Source organism: Pseudomonas sp. A125 (assembly GCF_055409485.1).
The window spans coordinates 1-16792 of the sequence record NZ_JBUZVP010000038.1; the positions used below are offsets into that span (position 1 = coordinate 1).

The window sequence follows — 16792 nt, forward strand, 5'->3', positions numbered from 1 at the left end:
TCCTTGAATCTCTGGTTCTACGAGAGACCAGAGAGTAAAGAGTAGCTATCAGCGATTAATGTCAGAAGGTTCCTCTTTACAAGCAGGGTGCTTCCCAATCCGCTTTTCTTCTGCCTTCGACTTCATCAACCCGCAGTTGGCCTTGCCCGGCGCCTGATCCTCAGGCACAACACCAATCAAATGTGGGAGCTGGCTTGCCTGCGATAGCATCACCTCGATGTATCTGCTGTACCGAGGTGCCTGCATCGCAGGCAAGCCAGCTCCCACATTTTGATCGAGCTCGGCCTTTCGATCAGTGGCCCGATGCCGCCGGCCCGGCCTTCGCCGCAAACGGTGGTTTGGCCAGCCATACAATCACGATCAACCCCATGAACATCCACCCCAGCAATGTGAAGTAATCCACGGTAGACATCATGTACGCCTGGCTGGTCAGGATCTGGTCCAGTTGCGCATACGCCTGGTGCCCTGCCCCGCCCAGCGCATTCAGCGCGTCGCGGGTGGCCGAGTCGTAGGTGGTCATGTTTTCGCTCATGTAGGCATGGTGCTGGTCTGCCCGGCGAATCCAGATCCAGGTGGTCAGCGACGCCGCAAAGCTGCCGCCCAACGTCCGCAGGAAAGTCGCCAGGCCCGCACCGTCGGCGATTTGCGCCGGTGGCAGGTCGGACATCAGGATGCTCAAGGTCGGCATGAAGAACAGTGCCACGCCGATCCCCATGAACAGCTGCACCAGGGCGATGTGCTGGAAGTCCACTTCGTTGGTAAAGCCGGCGCGCATGAAGCAACTCAAGCCAATCGCCAGGAACGCCAACCCGGCCAGCAACCGCAGGTCGAACTTGTGCGCATATTTGCCCACGAACGGCGACATCAAGACCGGCAAAATCCCGATCGGCGCCACCGCCAGGCCCGCCCAGGTGGCGGTGTAGCCCATCTGGGTTTGCAGCCATTGCGGCAGGATCAGGTTGATCCCGAAGAAGCCCGCGTACCCGAGCACCAATACAATAGTGCCGATCCGGAAGTTGCGGTAGGCGAACAGCCGCAGGTTGACCACCGGGTGCTCGTCGGTCATTTCCCAGATCACGAACACCGCCAGGGCGATGGCCGAGATCACCGCGCCGATGATGATGAAGTTCGACTCGAACCAGTCCAGGTCGTTGCCCTTGTCGAGGATGATCTGCAACGCGCCGACGCCGACGATCAGGCTCAACAGACCGACGTAGTCCATCGGCTGGTAGCTGGTGACCACCGGGCGTTTCTTCAGTTGGGAACGCACCACCATCACCGCAAAGATGCCGATGGGTACGTTGATAAAGAAGATCCACGGCCAGCTGTAGCTGTCGGTAATCCAGCCACCGAGAATCGGCCCGGCAATCGGCGCCACCACCGTGACCATCGCCAGCAGCGCCAGGGCCATGCCGCGCCTCGCGGGCGGATAGACCGCAATCAGCAGCGTCTGGGTCATCGGGTACAACGGGCCGGCGACCAGGCCTTGCAGCACCCGAAAGCCGATCAGCTCGGGCATCGAGGTGGAGATACCGCACAGAAACGAGGCCAGCACAAACAGGATGGTGGCCCACAGAAACAGCTTCACCTCGCCGAAACGACGGCTCAACCAACCGGTCAGCGGCAGCGCGATGGCGTTGCTCACGGCAAACGAGGTGATGACCCAGGTGCCCTGCTCCGAACTCACGCCGAGGTTGCCGGAAATCGTCGGCAACGCCACGTTGGCGATGGTGGTGTCGAGCACCTGCATGAAGGTCGCCAGGGACAAGCCGATGGTGGCCATCAGCAAGCTGGGCGGCGTGAAGGAGGCGTTATTGCTCATTAGCGTTGCGCAGCCTTGGGAGCGGCGACGCTGTTGTCATGAATCAACTGCGTGATCATGGCGTCAGCTTCGGCCAATTGGCGATCGTAGACATTGGTAGTGAACGAGGCCTTTTGCGGCGCCTGCTGGGCCAATACCGGGCCACTCTGGTCGTGCAGGTCGACGTTGACCACGGTGGACAAGCCCACCCGCAGCGGGTGCCTGGCCAACTCATCGGCGTTCACGTGGATACGCACCGGCACCCGTTGCACGATCTTGATCCAGTTACCGGTGGCGTTCTGCGCCGGCAGCAAGGCAAACGCACTGCCGGTACCCGCGCCGAGGCTGTCGACGGTGCCGCTGAATTTTACGTCGCTGCCGTAGATGTCAGACTCAATGTCCACCGGCTGGCCGATACGCATATTGCGCAGCTGGGTTTCCTTGAAGTTGGCGTCGATCCACAGTTGGTCCAGCGGAATCACCGCCATCAATGCGGTGCCCGGCTGAACCCGCTGGCCCAGTTGCACGGTACGCTTGGCCACGTAGCCGGTCACCGGCGCGATCAGCGTGCTACGGGCGTTGGCCAGGTAAGCCTGGCGCAACTGCGCGGCGGCAGCCTGCACGTCCGGGTGGGACGAAATCACGGTGTCATCCACCAATGCGCTGGTGGTCTTGAACTGCTGCTCGACGTTGGCCAAGGCATTTTGCGCCGAGGTCAGGTCATCACGGGCGTGGGACAGTTCTTCTTGGGAAATTGCCCCGCCGGCCGCCAGGTTTTTCCGGCGGGTGAAGTTGTCCTGGGCCTTTTGCACATTGGCTTTCTGCGCCAGCACCTGGGCTTTCATGCCGTCGACGTTACTGTACAAGCCACGCACCTGGCGCACAGTGCGGGCCAAATTGGCTTGTGCACTTTGCAGGCCGACCGCGGCGTCGTTGGGGTCGAAGTTGATCAGCACCTGGCCTTCATGCACCAGGTCGCCATCGTCGGCGCCGATGCTCACCACGGTGCCGGTGACCAGCGGGGTGATTTCCACCACGTTGCCGTTCACATAGGCGTCGTCGGTGCTTTCGCTGAAGCGGCCATACAGTTCGTACCAACCCCACACGCCCACCACGCCGAGGATGACGATCAGCGCCAGGACAATCAGCATGACTTTGCGTTTGCGCGGGTTGCTGGTGGTATTGGGTTGTTCAGCCTTGTTTGTTTCAGGAGCGTTGTTGCTGGTTTCGGCAGTGGCCATGACAAGTACCTTGAATTATTCAGTGCGCGTGGCTGGGGTGGTCGAGGCCACGTTTTCGGCGTGGAAACCGCCGCCCAGGGCCTGCATCAATTGAATCGAAAGATCGATTTGCTCGGCATTCAGGGTCGCCAACTGACGTTGGGCCTGGAGTAGTTGCTGTTCGATGCTGAGTACGTCCAGGTAATTCCCGATACCTGAGCTGTAACGCTGGACCCCGGTGTCGTAGGACTGCTGCGCAATGTCTGCCGCATGTTGCTGGGCCTGGATCTGCCGGCCGGTCTCGCGCAGTTGCACGAGGGTGTTGCCGATATCGCCCAAGGCTTGCACCAGGGTTTTGTTGTACTGGGCCACGGCCAGGTCGTAGTCGGCATCGCGAGCATCGAGGTCGGCACGCAAGCGGCCGCCGTCGAAGATCGGCAGCGAGATGGTCGGCGCAATGCTGAAGAAACGGCTGGCCGAACCAAACATTGCATCCCCCAGCAACGACTCGGCCCCGGCGCTCGCGCTCAGGTTGAGGTTGGGGTAGAAACGGGTCTTGCTGGCCGCGACATCCTTGCTCGCCGCCTCCACACGCCAGCGCGCGGCGATCAGGTCTGGACGACGGCCCACCAGTTCGGCAGGCAACACGGACGGCACGGCGACGGCGCTGGGCTTGAGCACGTTAGGGCGGACCAGTTCGCCACCACGGTCCGGGCCTTTGCCGAGCAACACGGCGAGGGCGATCTTGGCGCTCTGCAGTTGTTTTTCGGCATCGATCAGTTGCGACTGGGAGCTGGCTTCCAGGCTTTCGGTTTGCTGGTACTGGTACTGGCTGTCGATCCCGGAGTTCAGGCGACGCTGGCCCAGGTCGAGCATCTGCCGGGTACGCTTGAGGTCATCGTTGGCCAGGTCACGCACGATATGGGCCTGGCCCAGGTCGCTGTAGGCCTTGGCGACGTTGGCGGCCAGGGTCAGGCGCGCGGCCTGTTGGTCGACTTCGGCGGCGCGGGCCTGGCCCAGCGCGGCTTCCCAGGCGGCGCGCTGGCCACCCCACAGGTCGAAGTTGTAATTGAAGCTGGCCCCGATGTTACGCACGGTGGCGTAGGCATCGCCCTGGCCCAGCGGGTCCTGGTCCTTGGCCAGGCGCGAACGGCTGATGCCGGCGCTGGCGTCCAGGGTCGGCATGCGCGCCGCATCGGCGGCATAGGCAGCGGCTTCGGCCTGGTGGGCGCGCGCGCTGGCTACTTGCATGTCGGGACTGTTTTGCAGGGCTTCCTGGATCAGGCCATCCAGTTGCGGATCGCCCAGGTTTTTCCACCAGTCAGCGGTGGGCCAGGCGGCGCTCGACAGGGTTACGCCACTGAGGGACTTGCCGGTTTGCAGGGTATTGGCTTCGAGGCGTTTGCCTTCTGTGTTCAAGCCGCTGAAATTGGCACAACCGGCCATAGTCATGGCCACCAGCACAAGGCTGAGGCCGGCACGCAAGGAGCGATTGTTCATGCACCACCTACCCGCTGAATGGTGATGGGGTCACCCGCAGCTATCAGAATTTTCTTCAAGATTTTTTCCAGGGTTTGCAATTCACCCGGTTCCAGCGCGCCCGCCAGTTGGTTCAACGCCTGGGCGCCGATGTGAGGCAGCATGTCGGCCACGCGCTGGCCTTCCACGGTCAACACCAGTTGCACCTGGCGCCGGTCCTGCTCGGAACGCTTGCGCGCCAGCAGGTCCTTTTGCTCAAGACGGTCGAGCATGCGGGTCATGGAGCCGCTGTCCAGCGACAGGTTGCGGCACAACTCGGCCGGGGTGTCGACGCCGTACTGGGCCATGATGATCAACACCTTGAACTGCGCGGCAGTGATGCCGTGGGGCTCCATGTGCGTGTCGATGATCTTGTCTTTGAGCAGGGCTGCCCGGCCCAGCAGCAGGCCGAGGTGGCAGTTATGGAAGTTTTCGGGGGAAAAGTGTTTCATCGAGACCTACCTTCTAACTGCCTAGGCACGGCCGACAGGCCGAGCGTACGTTCAACGCAGAATTAGGATCTGTTGAAAACAGCAGCAACAATCGAGACTCTGCTATTAACTGCCTAAGCAGTGAATGTGTGTCGCGATGTTACTGCCTAGGCAGCGAATGTCAAACGAATAGTTAGGTTGCTTGCTAATTAGTCGATAAGTGGCGAGCAGCCTGGGTGCGGATGGGCAAAAAAATGTGGGAGCGCGCTTGCTCCCACAATGGGTCGGCGATGCGGCACAGGCCGTGGCCTGACTAGAAATCCCGCTTGTAGAAAATATCCAGGGAGCTGGCCACGCCGCTGGCCACTTCCAGGTAGACCTTTTTACTCAGCAGGTAGCGCAAGGCGATGGTGTTGGCCGGTTCGAACACGCCGACGCCATAACGCAGGCTGAGTTTCTCGGAGATCTTGCCGCTGGCCACCACCGCAGTGTTGGTGCCACTGCCCTGAGTATCCAGTTCAAAGTCCTGGATGCCCAGGTTCTTGGCAATGTCCGATGTCACCCCCGCGCTGCCCATCAACCCAAGCCCCAGTGCCGCCTGGGCCAGCATGTTGTTGTCTTCGCCGGTGGTGCTCAGTGGGCGACCGAGTACCAGGTAGGACAGCGCCTGCTCCTGGCTCATGGCCGGCTCGGAGAAGATTTGCGTGGTGGGCTGTTCGGCGCTGCCGCTGAGGCGAATACCGGCGGTCACGTCATCCGTCTGGCGGATGGCTTCGATGTCGAGGTATGGCTGGTCAATCGGCCCGGCGAACAGCAGCCGCGCACGGCGCACCGTGAGCCGCTGGCCGTAGGCGCGGTAGCGGCCGTCGTTGAGCCAGAGTTCGCCACGGGTGTCCATGTTGTCGCCGATGTGCACGTGGCCTTGCAGGTTGGCGGTGAGGCCGAAACCGGCGAAGCTCAGTTTGTCCTTGCCCACCTCCACGTCGATGTCCATCGCCATGGCCATGGGCGGCTTGCCCTCTTCGGTCTGGCTGCCGACGATCACCGTGTCATCCGAGACCTTGACCGTCGACGGCGGCAGTTCACGCACGGTGATCTCGCCCTTGGGGATCTGCACCTTGCCGGAGATCGCCAGCTTGTCGTTCTTCATGCTGATTTTCAGGTCGGGCGCCACTTCCAGGGTCGCGTAGGGCTCTACCGTGACCGGCAGTTGCGTGCCTTGCAGCGCGATGTCCACCGCCAGTGCCTGGGCCCAATCGATCTGGCCCTTGACGGTGCCCTGCCCGGCCTTGCCACTGCGCCAACCGCCATTGAGTTGCACGCTTTCACCGGCAATCAACGCCTGGATATTCAGGCCTTCGAAGCTTACGGGCAGCTGCGGACCGGAGATTTCGCCGCCGACCAGGTTGACGCTGCCGTTGACCTGAGGCGCCAGCAGGCTGCCGCCGATTCGCCCGCTCCCGTTGAGCTTGCCGTTGAGCTTCTCGACCATCGGTACAAATGGCCGGGCCACGGCGAGGTCGAGGCCGGCCAGGGTGAAATTGCCGGTGACCGGTTTGTTCTTCGCCAGCGGGTTGATCTGCGCCTGCAACAGCAACTCGCCGAGCTTGCCGCCACGGAAGTTGAGCTGGGTGTCGATGCGCGTGGGGTTGAGGGTGGTTTCCAGCTTCAGGGTGTCATAGGGGAAATCCAGCCACTGGTCCTTGTCCTTGACCCGCAAGGTGCCGCCGCTGGCGTCCACCGAGACCACGCCCTTGGGGCCGCTGGCCGGCAGGTCGAGTTGCACGTCGGCATTGAGCTTGCCCTGCCAGGCGAAATCCTTGGGCAACCACTGCGCCAGGCTCTCGATGGGGAACTGCTTGAGGTGGTAACGCAGCTTGGGCTCGGGCATCAGGCGCTGGTCTTCACCGCACAAGCTTGCGGGGCCGGAAACCCAACAGTGGGCCGCAAAGGTCAGCTTGCCATCGGCCATGCGCTCGATTTTCGCCGGGGCTTGCAGCTTCCAGTCCTGGCCACCCGCTTGCACATCACCGCTGGCCAGGCGCCCGCGCCAGTTGCCTTGGTCGAGTTTGCCGTCCAGGGCCAGGGCCAGCTTGAGCAGCGGGCCTGCCAGGTCGAGCTGGACTTTCTGGTTTTTGATATCGCCCTGGGCGCTGGCGGTGAACGTGCCGACCTGGGTTTCTCCGGCCTGGATGCCACTGCCTTTCAGGTCGATCTTGGCGCGCTGGGCGTTATCGAGGTTCGCGTCCAGGGTCAGGTTTTGCAGGCGATTGTCTTCAAAGGCCAGTTGCTGGCCCAGCAGGTTGAGCTTGCCGTGCGGCGCTTGCAGGGTGCCGGCGACGTCGAGGCGGCCGGTCATCTGCCCGCGCAGTTGCGGCCAGAGCTGGGCGAGGCGCGTCAGTTTGATGTCGATCTGCCCGGCCAGCCGCTGTTGCAGGCTGCCGCTGCCGTAGATGCGGTTGTCGCCCAGGCGAATGTCCAGGGTGCCGAGGGTCCATTGCTCGCCTGCGCCTTCAGCCTTGGCCTGGAGTACGGCGGGTTGGCCGCGCAAACGGCCCTTCAGGTCCAGGTCGGCGTTGAGCTTGAGCTGCTCGTTCTTCATTTCACCCTTGCTGCGCAGCGGGCCGGCCAGAGTGCCCGGCAACTCCGCGACCCAATACGCCGGGTTGATCGCCGAAAGGTCGAGCGCCGTGTCCCAGGCGATGCCATCGGCAAACTGCAGGTTCAGGTGGCCTTCGGCCTTGCCTTGGCCGGCAGCGAGTTTCAGCTCGGGCAGGAACACTTGCTTGAGGTCGCCACTGAACGGGCTGGCCAGGCTGAATTTGCCCGCCGGGCCGTCGAGGTCGGCCTTGAAGTTGCCAAGGTAGTTGCCATCCTTGTAGGAGACCTCGCCGTTGAAGGTACGCAAAGCGACTTGGGGTTCGTCGATCACCGGGTACAGGCGATGCCAGGGGAAGTCCAGCCAATCGATTTTTGCGTCGGCGCTGAAGCCTTGCTGCCAGTCCAGATTGGCACTGAGCTTAAGGCTTTGTTTGTCGCCGGCGTTCAAATCCAGCCCGGCGATCTGCGCGCCCTTGGCGTCGACCTTGCCTTGCAGCAACAGGTTCACCGGGCCTTTTTCCGCAGGGAGTACAGCTTTGCCCAACAGTTGGTAACCGTTGCTCAGGTCGCCCTTGGCCGTCAGGTCCAACTGATTGAGCTGCAAAGTATCGGGCAAGTCGGCGCTGGGTTTGAAACCGTCGGCGGTGATGTGCAGCTGTGCCGGCAGGTTTTCCGCCAGCGGTTGCAACTCGCCGCTGAGTTTGGCGGCCAGGTAGCCACTGCTGTCGGCGTCGAGCTTGAGGGTTTTGAGCAGGTCGCCATCGACCTTGAGCGCCAGTTTCCAGGGCGCGCCGCCCGGAGCGTAGGGCAGGCTCAGGTTACCGCTGGCGGTCAATGGCCAGTTGCCGGAGGGTTGAAGCAGGCCCGACAGGTCGAGTACCAGGCCCTCCCGTTGCAAGTGCACCGAGTCGATCTGCATGCCGGCGGCGGTCCAGTGTGCCGCCAATTGCAGGCCCTGGAGTTCTTCGCTGCCATTGAACAACAGGCTGCCGACACGGATGTCGCCCAACTGAATGGCGAGCGGCAGTTTCAGGTCCGGCAGGGTAATGGGGCCACTGCTTTCTTCGGTGCTGGGTGGAAACTGCAGGCTCACCTGCTCCACATCCAGTTGGTTGATACACACCGTCATGCGCATCAAGCAGGCCGGTGACCAGTCGAACTTCGGCGCCTGCAACTCCACGCGGCTGCCGTTTTGTTGCCACAACAGATGGTCGGCACTCCACTGCCCGCCCAGGCGCCCCTGGAAATTCTCCACGGTCAAACCCGGCACCTGGCCCAGCACCCAACGGCTGCCGACTTGGGTACCCAGCACCGTCCACAGCGCCAGCACTGTCACTGCGAGTACCGCCAGAATGGCCAGCCCCGCTATTTTCAAACCACGCATCACAGCTCAGGCCCCATGGAAAAGTGCAAACGAATGCCGCCCGGATCTTCGAGGGCATGGGCCAGGTCGAGGCGGATCGGGCCGACCGGCGACACCCAGCGCACGCCCACCCCCACGCCGGTTTTCAGGCTTGGCATTTCCAGGGTGTTGAACGAGTTGCCTTGGTCGATAAAGGTCGCGATCCGCCATTTTTCGGCGATGGAATATTGGTACTCGGCGCTCAGGGCCACCATGTAGCGGCCACCGATGCGGTCGCCACGGTCGTTTTCCGGCGACAGGGTCTGGTATTCGTAACCCCGCACGCTCTGGTCACCACCGGCAAAAAACCGCAACGATGGCGGCACGGATTTGTAGCCGTTGGTGGCACTGCCGCCAAACTGCGCCCGGGCCAGGAAGCGGTGGTTGTCCCAAAGAGTGGTCAGGCCCTTGATGGTCGCGGTGCCGTAAAGCAGGTTGGTGTCGGAACCCAGGCCTTCCTTGGCGACCTTGGCATCGAACAGCAGGCGATAGCCATTGTGCGGGTCGATGCGATTGTCGCTGCGCAGGTAGGAATAGCTGATGCCCGGCATCAGCAGCGTACTCAGGCCCGAGTCGTTGCCCAGACGATATTCTTCGCGCTGCCATTTGAGTGAGATCACCCGCGTCCAACCGCTGGGCAACTTGCTGTGCCACTCGGGGCCGAGGGTGAGCAATTTACTCAGGGTGTCGGTGTTGGCGATTTCTTCGTTCTGGTAGCCGCCAGCAAAGCGCAGTTTGTCGGTCAGTGGCGGGTCCATGGGGATGTCGTACCACAGCCCGACGTTCTGCCGGGGCGCAGAAAGCTCGGCTTCCCAGCCATAACTGTGGCCTTGGGGGTTGACCCAGTGACGCGTCCAGTTGGCCTTGCCGCGCGGGCCAACGTCGGTCGAGTAGCCAAGGCCAAGGCCCATGGTGCGGGGCTTGCGGGTTTCCAGTTGCACAGCCACCGGAATCACGTCTTTAGTAGATGCGGCCGGGGCGGCGTCCACGCGCACGCCTTCAAAAAAGCCGCTGGATTGCAGGTTCTGGTTGAGTTCGGCGATCAGTTCGGAGTCGTAGGGCGCACCACTTTTGAACGGCACCATGCGTTGCAGGAGGTCTTCATCAAACGGCGTGTCGCCGGCAAAGCTGACCTTGCCCAAGGTGTAGCGTGGGCCGCTGTCGTAAATCAGTTCGATATCGGCCACGCCCGCCTGGGGGTCGACGCTGAGCTTCTGGCGGGTAAAACGCCCGCTGAAAAACCCGTAGCGTGACGCCTGGTTCTGGATAACGCGCTTGGCGTCCTCGTAGTTGCCGTGGTTGAGCACGGCTCCGGGTTTGAGTTGGTCGCTTGCGGGCACGCGAAAGGCCTTGAGGTCGGCGGCCTGGCCATCGACCCGAATGGTCACGTTGCGCAAATGCACCGGTTCGCCAGGGTCGATGGTGAGGATCAGGCGCGGGTTCTTGCCGCCCTTCACATCACTGGCAATCTGTGGCTGATAGAAGCCCAACGCCTGGGCAGCCTTGCGGGCTTGCTCCTCGGCGCCACGGCTGAACCGCAGCAGGGCTTCTTCGTCACGATCGCCGACCCCGCCGATGTAGCCTTCGATGTTGGCTTTCAACGCGTCGTTTGAAGGTTTGATGCGCACATCCAATTCGCTTTGCGCCAAGGCGCCGCAGCTCGTGAACAGCAGGATCAAGCCGCTGGTAAATCTTCCTGGAAACTTCATAGGCCGGGATGCTACACGAGCTTGGGAGCGAGTTAGAACCCGGAATTGTCTGAAGAATTCTGTTTTAAAGCGTTGCAGCCTGTAACACCTGCGGATTTGCGTGAAAGAACACGTGTTCCAGCACAGGTCCTACAGCCACCTCACCGATCTCTTCGTATCCCTGACGTTTGTAGAACTCCAGATAGCGGGAGTTCCCTGTGTCCAGCACCACGCCGGATGAATGCGGGTCTTCGGCGCACCAGTTGTGCACGGCCTCCAGCAATGGCTCGCCGTAGTGCTTGCCCTGGAATTGTGGGTGAATGCCCAGCAGCGGCAACACGTGAACCGAGTCCGCGGGCAGGCACGCCAGCACCGCTTGATGGTATTCCAGATAGCGCCGGGTGCCCCGCACGCCGGTGCTCAACCACATGCGCAGTTGCCAGGCCCAGCTTTCGGTGATGCCCAGACGGCGTGTGGGCGGTGCGATCAGGGCGATGCCGATCAACCGGTCGTTGACCAGCAGGCCAATCGCCGGCAGTTTCTGGAAGAAGTGTTGCTTGACCAGTTCACGCACCGTGGCGCGCACCCGTTGTTCGTAGCCAGGACGTTCGGCTTCGAAAAGGTAGGCGAAGGTCGGCTCATGGCGATAGGCCTGGTACAACAAGGAACGGGCCTCGCGGGAATAGCCGCTGTCGAGCATGTGAATCTGGGCGATGGCAGTCGAGGTATCAGGCATAACAATGGATCTCCCCTGGGCGCTGACTCAAACGGTTGCGCTCTTGTTAGTACGAGCCCACAGAGACTGACTCGTTCCCTGCTTTCAGACCTTAGCAGTGCCCTAGTCCTACCGCCACGCTGGCCCCCGTCCGACTTGTCGGCTAGCATCGCCCTTTTGCCAGACTGGGCTGCCGACCATGAAAATCGTGTCTTTCAATATCAACGGGCTGCGTGCCCGCCCTCATCAGCTGGCGGCGCTGATAGAGAAGCATCAGCCGGACGTAATCGGCTTGCAGGAAACCAAGGTCCACGATGACCAGTTCCCACTGGCCGAGGTACAGGCCCTGGGCTATCACGTGTATTACCACGGGCAGAAAGGCCACTACGGTGTCGCCCTGCTCTCACGCCAGGAGCCGCTGGCGCTGCATAAAGGCTTTGCCAGTGACGAAGAAGACGCCCAGCGCCGGTTTATCTGGGGCACCTTCGCCGACGCCAACGGCAATCCGATTACCATCATGAACGGCTATTTCCCACAGGGCGAAAGCCGCGACCACCCCACCAAGTTCCCGGCCAAGCAGCGTTTCTACGAGGACCTGCAAAACCTGCTGGAGTCGCAGTTCAGCAATGACCAGGCAGTGGTGGTAATGGGTGATGTGAATATTTCCCCGCAAGACTGCGACATCGGCATCGGTGCCGACAACGCCAAGCGCTGGCTGAAGACCGGCAAGTGCAGCTTCCTGCCGGAAGAGCGTGAGTGGATGGCGCGCCTGAAGAACTGGGGCCTGGTAGACAGCTTCCGCCACCTCAACCCGAACGTGGCCGACCGCTTCAGCTGGTTTGATTACCGCAGCCGTGGCTTTGAAGATGAGCCCAAGCGCGGGCTGCGGATCGACGTGATCATGGCCTCCCAGGGGTTGCTGCCCCGGGTGAAGGACGCTGGCGTGGACTACGACCTGCGTGGCATGGAAAAACCCTCCGATCATGCGCCGATCTGGATGGAACTGAGCTGATTTATCTGGGAACCGGGCTTGCCCGCGATGCAGACACCTCGGTATGTCGGTCATATCGAATTGATGCCATCGCAGGCAAGCCAGCTCCCACATTTGATGGCAGCCCTCAAGTCATATTGCTGAAACCTGCCTGACTTAATCTCGCGGCACTCCCTTTGGCTTGAGAAGGTGCCGGCATGATGCTGCGCGTTCTGTCCCTGCTGGCCCTGTTCAGCGCATTCCCCCTCGCCGCTTTCTCCACCCCGCTGCCCGTTCCCGAAAACGGCCCGGCCTTGCGCATCCAGGGTTCCAACACCATCGGCGCGGCGCTGGGCCCGGCGTTGGTCAAGGGGTTGATGGAACAACAGGGTTTGCAAGGTGTGCACAGCGAACCGTCCGACCAGGCCAACGAGCAGCATATCGTTGGCAAGACTCGTCAGGGCCAACGGGTGACGGTAGACGTGGCCGCCCACGGTTCCAGCACCGGGTTTGTCGCACTGAAAAAAGCCAGCGCTGACCTCGCGGCGTCTTCCCGGCCGATCAAGGACAGCGAGCTGGTGGAGCTGGAATCCCTCGGCGACCTGAAAAGCCCGGACGCCGAACAGGTCATCGCCATTGATGGTTTGGCGATCATCCTTAACCCGCGCAACCCGCTGAACACCTTGAACACTGAACAACTGGCACAGATTTTCAGCGGCAAGGTCTCGACCTGGGAACAGCTCGGCGGCATCGGCGGCAAGATTCACCTGTATGCGCGGGATGATCAGTCCGGCACCTACGACACCTTCAAGGAACTGGTGCTTAACCGTCGCGGCGAGTCCCTGAACGGCAGCGCCAAGCGGTTCGAGTCCAGTGAGCAGTTATCGGATGCGGTCAGCGGCGATCCACAGGGTATCGGATTTATCGGCTTGCCCTATGTGCGCCAGGCCAAGGCGGTGGCTATTGTCGATGGTGACTCACAGCCCATGATGGCGCTGGACAGCCTGATTGCCACCGAGGATTACCCACTGTCGCGCCGGTTGTTTTTCTATTTGCCGCCGGTTGAGCAAAACCCGTGGGCCAGGGCGCTGGTGGACTTTGCGCAAAGCAGCAAGGGCCAGGCCATCGTTGCTGCCAACGGCTTTATCGCGCAACAGGTGCAAGCCATGACGGTGGAGCCGCGGGCCCCGATGCCCGAGGACTACCAGGCGATTGCCCGGCAGGCGCAGCGCTTGACGGTGAACTTCCGCTTTGAGGAAGGCAGCGCCAGCCTCGACAACAAGGCGCGCCAGGACTTGATGCGCGTGGTGGCGTATATAAAGAGCCACGGCAAGCTGGACAAGCAGGTGACACTGGTGGGGTTTGGGGATGCCAAGAATGATGCGCAGCGGGCGGCGCTATTGTCGAAGTTGCGGGCGATGGCGGTGCGGCGGGAATTGGTCAAGAGCGGCGTGGTGCTGAGGGACATTCGCGGCTTTGGCGCCGAGATGCCGGTGGCGGCGAATACGGCGGATGAGGGAAGGATCAAGAACCGGCGAGTGGAGGTTTGGGTTTACTGAGGACTTAAAGATCTTTATTGCGCGCACTGGCCTCATCGCGGGCAAGCCCGGCTCCCACAGTTGACTGCATTCCCCTGTGGGAGCTGGCTTGCCTGCGATGAAGACACCTCGGTTTTACTGCCCGCTGCGCATCATCTCGCGCGGTACATACTTGCCGATCTCGAACTTGCCGATTGCTGCCCGGTGCACTTCGTCCGGGCCGTCGGCCAGGCGCAGGGTGCGCTGCATGGCGTACATGTAGGCCAGCGGGAAGTCGTTGGATACGCCGGCGCCACCATGGATCTGAATCGCCCGGTCGATCACCTTCAATGCCACGTTCGGCGCTACCACCTTGATCTGCGCGATTTCGCTTTTCGCGACCTTATTGCCCACGGTGTCCATCATGTAGGCGGCTTTGAGGGTCAGCAGGCGCGCCATGTCGATCTCCATCCGCGAGTCGGCGATTTTGTCGATGTTGCCACCCAGGCGTGCCAGCGGTTTGCCGAAGGCGGTACGGCTGACAGAGCGTTTGCACATCAATTCCAGCGCACGTTCGGCCATGCCGACAGAACGCATGCAGTGGTGGATGCGGCCCGGGCCAAGGCGCCCCTGGGCGATTTCAAAACCGCGGCCCTCGCCCAGCAGAACGTTTTCGTAAGGCACACGCACGTTTTCAAACAGCACTTCGGCGTGGCCATGGGGCGCGTCGTCGTAGCCGAACACCGGCAGCGGGCGCACAATTTTCACACCGGGGGCATCCACCGGTACCAGGATCATCGAGTGCTGCTGGTGGCGCGGTGCATCGGGGTTGCTCAGGCCCATGAAGATCATGATCTTGCAGCGCGGATCGCAGGCACCGGAGGTCCACCACTTTTTACCGTTGATGACCCACTCGTCGCCGTCACGTACCGCACGGGCGGCCATATTGGTGGCGTCAGAGGAGGCCACGTCTGGCTCTGTCATGGCGAACGCCGAACGGATCTCGCCGCGCAACAACGGTTCGAGCCAGCGTTGTTTCTGCTCCTCATTGGCATAGCGTACCAACACCTCCATGTTGCCGGTGTCGGGTGCGGAGCAGTTGAACGGCTCTGGCCCCAGCAACGAGCGGCCCATGATTTCTGCCAATGGCGCGTATTCGAGGTTGGTCAGGCCAGCGCCCAGTTCGGATTCCGGCAGGAACAGGTTCCACAGGCCCTCGGCTTTAGCCTTGAGTTTCAACTCTTCCATGATTGCAGTGGGCTGCCAGCGATCTCCTTCGCTGACCTGGCGTTCGAACACCGGCTCGGCCGGGTAGACGTAAGCGTCCATGAACGCAGTGACGCGTTCACGCAGTTCCTGAACCTTGGGCGAATAAGCGAAATCCATGAGCAGCTCCCTTTAGGAAGGTTGTTTAGGTCATGAAATTGATGCTAGAACAGCGTTGATAATTTACCTAGCCTATTCTCGGCGTGTATTAACATTCATCACCGATATATGATCGGCGCATGGCAACCTAACAATAAGAGCGCAGCGAAATGAATCTGAGCAAGGTCGACCTTAACCTTTTCATCGTCTTTGACGCGATCTACACCGAAGCCAACCTGACCCGCGCCGGGCAGATTGTCGGGATTACCCAACCGGCCGTGTCGAACGCTCTGGCCCGCCTGCGGGAGACCTTCAACGACCCGCTGTTCGTGCGTACCGCCCAGGGCATGGTACCCACGCCCATGGCCCAGAACATCATCGGCCCGGTGCGTAATGCGCTGTCGTTGCTGCGGGTGTCGGTGCAGGAAAGCCGGATTTTCAACCCGCAACAGGCGGCCAAGACCTACCGCATCAGCATGACCGACCTCACCGAAGCGGTGATTCTGCCCGCTCTGTTCCAGCGCCTGCGCCGCCTGGCGCCGACAGTGGTGATCGAGAGTTTCCTGTCCAAGCGCCGGGAAACCACCAAGGAGTTGGCCGCCGGCCGCCTGGACTTTGCCGTGGATGCGCCGCTTAACACCGACCCGCAAGTGCGCCACGTCAAGTTGATGGAAGACCGCTACGTGTGCGCCATGCGCAAGGGCCATCCAATGGCAGGCAAGGAAAAACTCACGCTGGATGACTACCTGTCGCTGACCCACATTCATATCTCCAGCCGACGCAATGGCCTGGGCCACGTCGACCTGGCGTTGGGCAAGATGGGCCTGCAACGCAAGATCGCCCTGCGCTCCCAGCACTACCTGATGGCTTCGCAAGTGTTGCAGCAAACCGACATGGTGATGACCGTACCGGAGCGGTTTGCCCGGCGCCATGAACTGCACTGGTTCAACCTGCCGGTGAATGATGTGCCGATGGTGGAAACCCATCTGTACTGGCACGAAAGCACCGATCAGGACCCGGCCAACCGCTGGATGCGTGAGCAGATGATCGAGTTGTGCCAGCAAGTGACCGCCCATGAGAAGAAACTGGATAAGCAGCAGGCTTGACGTTAACGTCAACCAGCCATTAGCTTAACGCTCAAGACACTCCTTGAGCGCCACCATGAGTACGACCTACAGCATCTCCGACCTCGCGCGCGAGCTCGACATCACCACCCGCGCCATTCGCTTCTATGAAGAACAAGGCCTGCTGGCCCCGGAACGCCGGGGCCAGGAGCGCATTTATTCGCCGCGTGACAAGGTCAGCTTGAAGCTGATCCTGCGGGGCAAGCGCATCGGTTTCTCCCTGGCCGAGTGCCGCGAGCTGATCGAACTCTACGACCCCACCAGCGGCAACCAGAAGCAACTGCACAGCATGCTGGCGAAAATCGCCGAGCGCCGCGAGCAGTTGGAGCAACAGTTGCTCGACATCGAACAGATGAAACTGGAACTGGACACCGCCGAAGAACGTTGTACCCAAGCGCTGGAACAAACCATTCAGAGCCAGGTTGGCCATTCATAAAAGG

Annotated in this window: 12 protein-coding genes; 4 read left to right on the forward strand and 8 right to left on the reverse strand. The window is 61.5% G+C overall.

Annotated elements, in window-relative coordinates; translation table 11 throughout:
• Positions 1-292 precede the first annotated feature (292 nt).
• From ACZRN6_RS32480 to ACZRN6_RS32510, 7 genes are all read right to left on the reverse strand, one after another.
• Positions 293-1822, reverse strand: a complete 1530-nt coding sequence (locus ACZRN6_RS32480) for a DHA2 family efflux MFS transporter permease subunit (protein WP_322146103.1) — start codon at positions 1820-1822, stop codon at positions 293-295.
• On the reverse strand, positions 1822-3042 hold the full coding sequence (locus ACZRN6_RS32485) for an HlyD family secretion protein (RefSeq protein ID WP_322146104.1): 1221 nt from the start codon (positions 3040-3042) through the stop codon (positions 1822-1824). The genes ACZRN6_RS32480 and ACZRN6_RS32485 overlap by 1 nt, the downstream gene beginning before the upstream one ends.
• A gap of 15 nt (positions 3043-3057) precedes the next feature.
• On the reverse strand, positions 3058-4521 hold the full coding sequence (locus tag ACZRN6_RS32490; protein WP_322146105.1) for an efflux transporter outer membrane subunit: 1464 nt from the start codon (positions 4519-4521) through the stop codon (positions 3058-3060).
• Positions 4518-4991, reverse strand: a complete 474-nt coding sequence (locus ACZRN6_RS32495) for a MarR family winged helix-turn-helix transcriptional regulator (RefSeq protein WP_322146106.1) — start codon at positions 4989-4991, stop codon at positions 4518-4520. The genes ACZRN6_RS32490 and ACZRN6_RS32495 overlap by 4 nt, the downstream gene beginning before the upstream one ends.
• A gap of 292 nt (positions 4992-5283) precedes the next feature.
• Positions 5284-8955 carry a translocation/assembly module TamB domain-containing protein gene (locus ACZRN6_RS32500; protein WP_464009725.1) on the reverse strand — a complete coding sequence of 1224 codons (3672 nt, stop codon included), beginning with the start codon at positions 8953-8955 and terminating at the stop codon, positions 5284-5286.
• A complete protein-coding gene (locus ACZRN6_RS32505) occupies positions 8955-10682 on the reverse strand; it encodes an autotransporter assembly complex protein TamA (RefSeq protein WP_322146108.1) in 1728 nt (575 codons plus the stop codon). Before ACZRN6_RS32505 ends, ACZRN6_RS32500 begins: the two co-directional genes overlap by 1 nt.
• A 64-nt stretch (positions 10683-10746) precedes the next feature.
• Positions 10747-11397, reverse strand: a complete 651-nt coding sequence (locus ACZRN6_RS32510) for a GNAT family N-acetyltransferase (protein ID WP_464009726.1) — start codon at positions 11395-11397, stop codon at positions 10747-10749.
• Between the two features lie 178 nt (positions 11398-11575).
• Between ACZRN6_RS32510 and xthA the strand changes: the two genes are divergently transcribed.
• Complete coding sequence (gene xthA / locus ACZRN6_RS32515; protein WP_464009727.1) at positions 11576-12388, forward strand: exodeoxyribonuclease III; 813 nt, start codon at positions 11576-11578, stop codon at positions 12386-12388.
• A 176-nt stretch (positions 12389-12564) separates the two neighbouring features.
• Entirely contained in the window at positions 12565-13905 is a 1341-nt protein-coding gene (locus ACZRN6_RS32520) for a substrate-binding domain-containing protein (protein ID WP_464009728.1), read from the forward strand.
• A gap of 114 nt (positions 13906-14019) precedes the next feature.
• On the opposite strand, the gene ACZRN6_RS32525 is transcribed toward ACZRN6_RS32520, so the two are convergent.
• Positions 14020-15249 (reverse strand): acyl-CoA dehydrogenase, encoded by a 1230-nt coding sequence (locus ACZRN6_RS32525; RefSeq protein WP_322146112.1) that lies wholly within the window; start codon positions 15247-15249, stop codon positions 14020-14022.
• A gap of 149 nt (positions 15250-15398) precedes the next feature.
• Between ACZRN6_RS32525 and ACZRN6_RS32530 the strand changes: the two genes are divergently transcribed.
• Together ACZRN6_RS32530 and ACZRN6_RS32535 are read left to right on the forward strand one after the other, a co-directional pair.
• Positions 15399-16334 (forward strand): LysR family transcriptional regulator, encoded by a 936-nt coding sequence (locus ACZRN6_RS32530; RefSeq protein WP_464009729.1) that lies wholly within the window; start codon positions 15399-15401, stop codon positions 16332-16334.
• A gap of 55 nt (positions 16335-16389) precedes the next feature.
• Positions 16390-16788 (forward strand): MerR family transcriptional regulator, encoded by a 399-nt coding sequence (locus ACZRN6_RS32535; protein WP_322146114.1) that lies wholly within the window; start codon positions 16390-16392, stop codon positions 16786-16788.
• The last annotated feature ends 4 nt before the right edge of the window (positions 16789-16792 follow it).

Excerpts from the sequence above, each read along its gene's own strand:
- ACZRN6_RS32480 (WP_322146103.1), bottom strand. The coding sequence starts at position 1,822 with ATGAGCAATAACGCCTCCTTCACGCCGCCCAGCTTGCTGATGGCCACC.
- ACZRN6_RS32485 (WP_322146104.1), bottom strand. The coding sequence starts at position 3,042 with ATGGCCACTGCCGAAACCAGCAACAACGCTCCTGAAACAAACAAGGCT.
- ACZRN6_RS32490 (WP_322146105.1), bottom strand. The coding sequence starts at position 4,521 with ATGAACAATCGCTCCTTGCGTGCCGGCCTCAGCCTTGTGCTGGTGGCC.
- ACZRN6_RS32495 (WP_322146106.1), bottom strand. The coding sequence starts at position 4,991 with ATGAAACACTTTTCCCCCGAAAACTTCCATAACTGCCACCTCGGCCTG.
- ACZRN6_RS32500 (WP_464009725.1), bottom strand. The coding sequence starts at position 8,955 with ATGCGTGGTTTGAAAATAGCGGGGCTGGCCATTCTGGCGGTACTCGCA.
- ACZRN6_RS32505 (WP_322146108.1), bottom strand. The coding sequence starts at position 10,682 with ATGAAGTTTCCAGGAAGATTTACCAGCGGCTTGATCCTGCTGTTCACG.
- ACZRN6_RS32510 (WP_464009726.1), bottom strand. The coding sequence starts at position 11,397 with ATGCCTGATACCTCGACTGCCATCGCCCAGATTCACATGCTCGACAGC.
- xthA (WP_464009727.1), top strand. The coding sequence starts at position 11,576 with ATGAAAATCGTGTCTTTCAATATCAACGGGCTGCGTGCCCGCCCTCAT.
- ACZRN6_RS32520 (WP_464009728.1), top strand. The coding sequence starts at position 12,565 with ATGATGCTGCGCGTTCTGTCCCTGCTGGCCCTGTTCAGCGCATTCCCC.
- ACZRN6_RS32525 (WP_322146112.1), bottom strand. The coding sequence starts at position 15,249 with ATGGATTTCGCTTATTCGCCCAAGGTTCAGGAACTGCGTGAACGCGTC.
- ACZRN6_RS32530 (WP_464009729.1), top strand. The coding sequence starts at position 15,399 with ATGAATCTGAGCAAGGTCGACCTTAACCTTTTCATCGTCTTTGACGCG.
- ACZRN6_RS32535 (WP_322146114.1), top strand. The coding sequence starts at position 16,390 with ATGAGTACGACCTACAGCATCTCCGACCTCGCGCGCGAGCTCGACATC.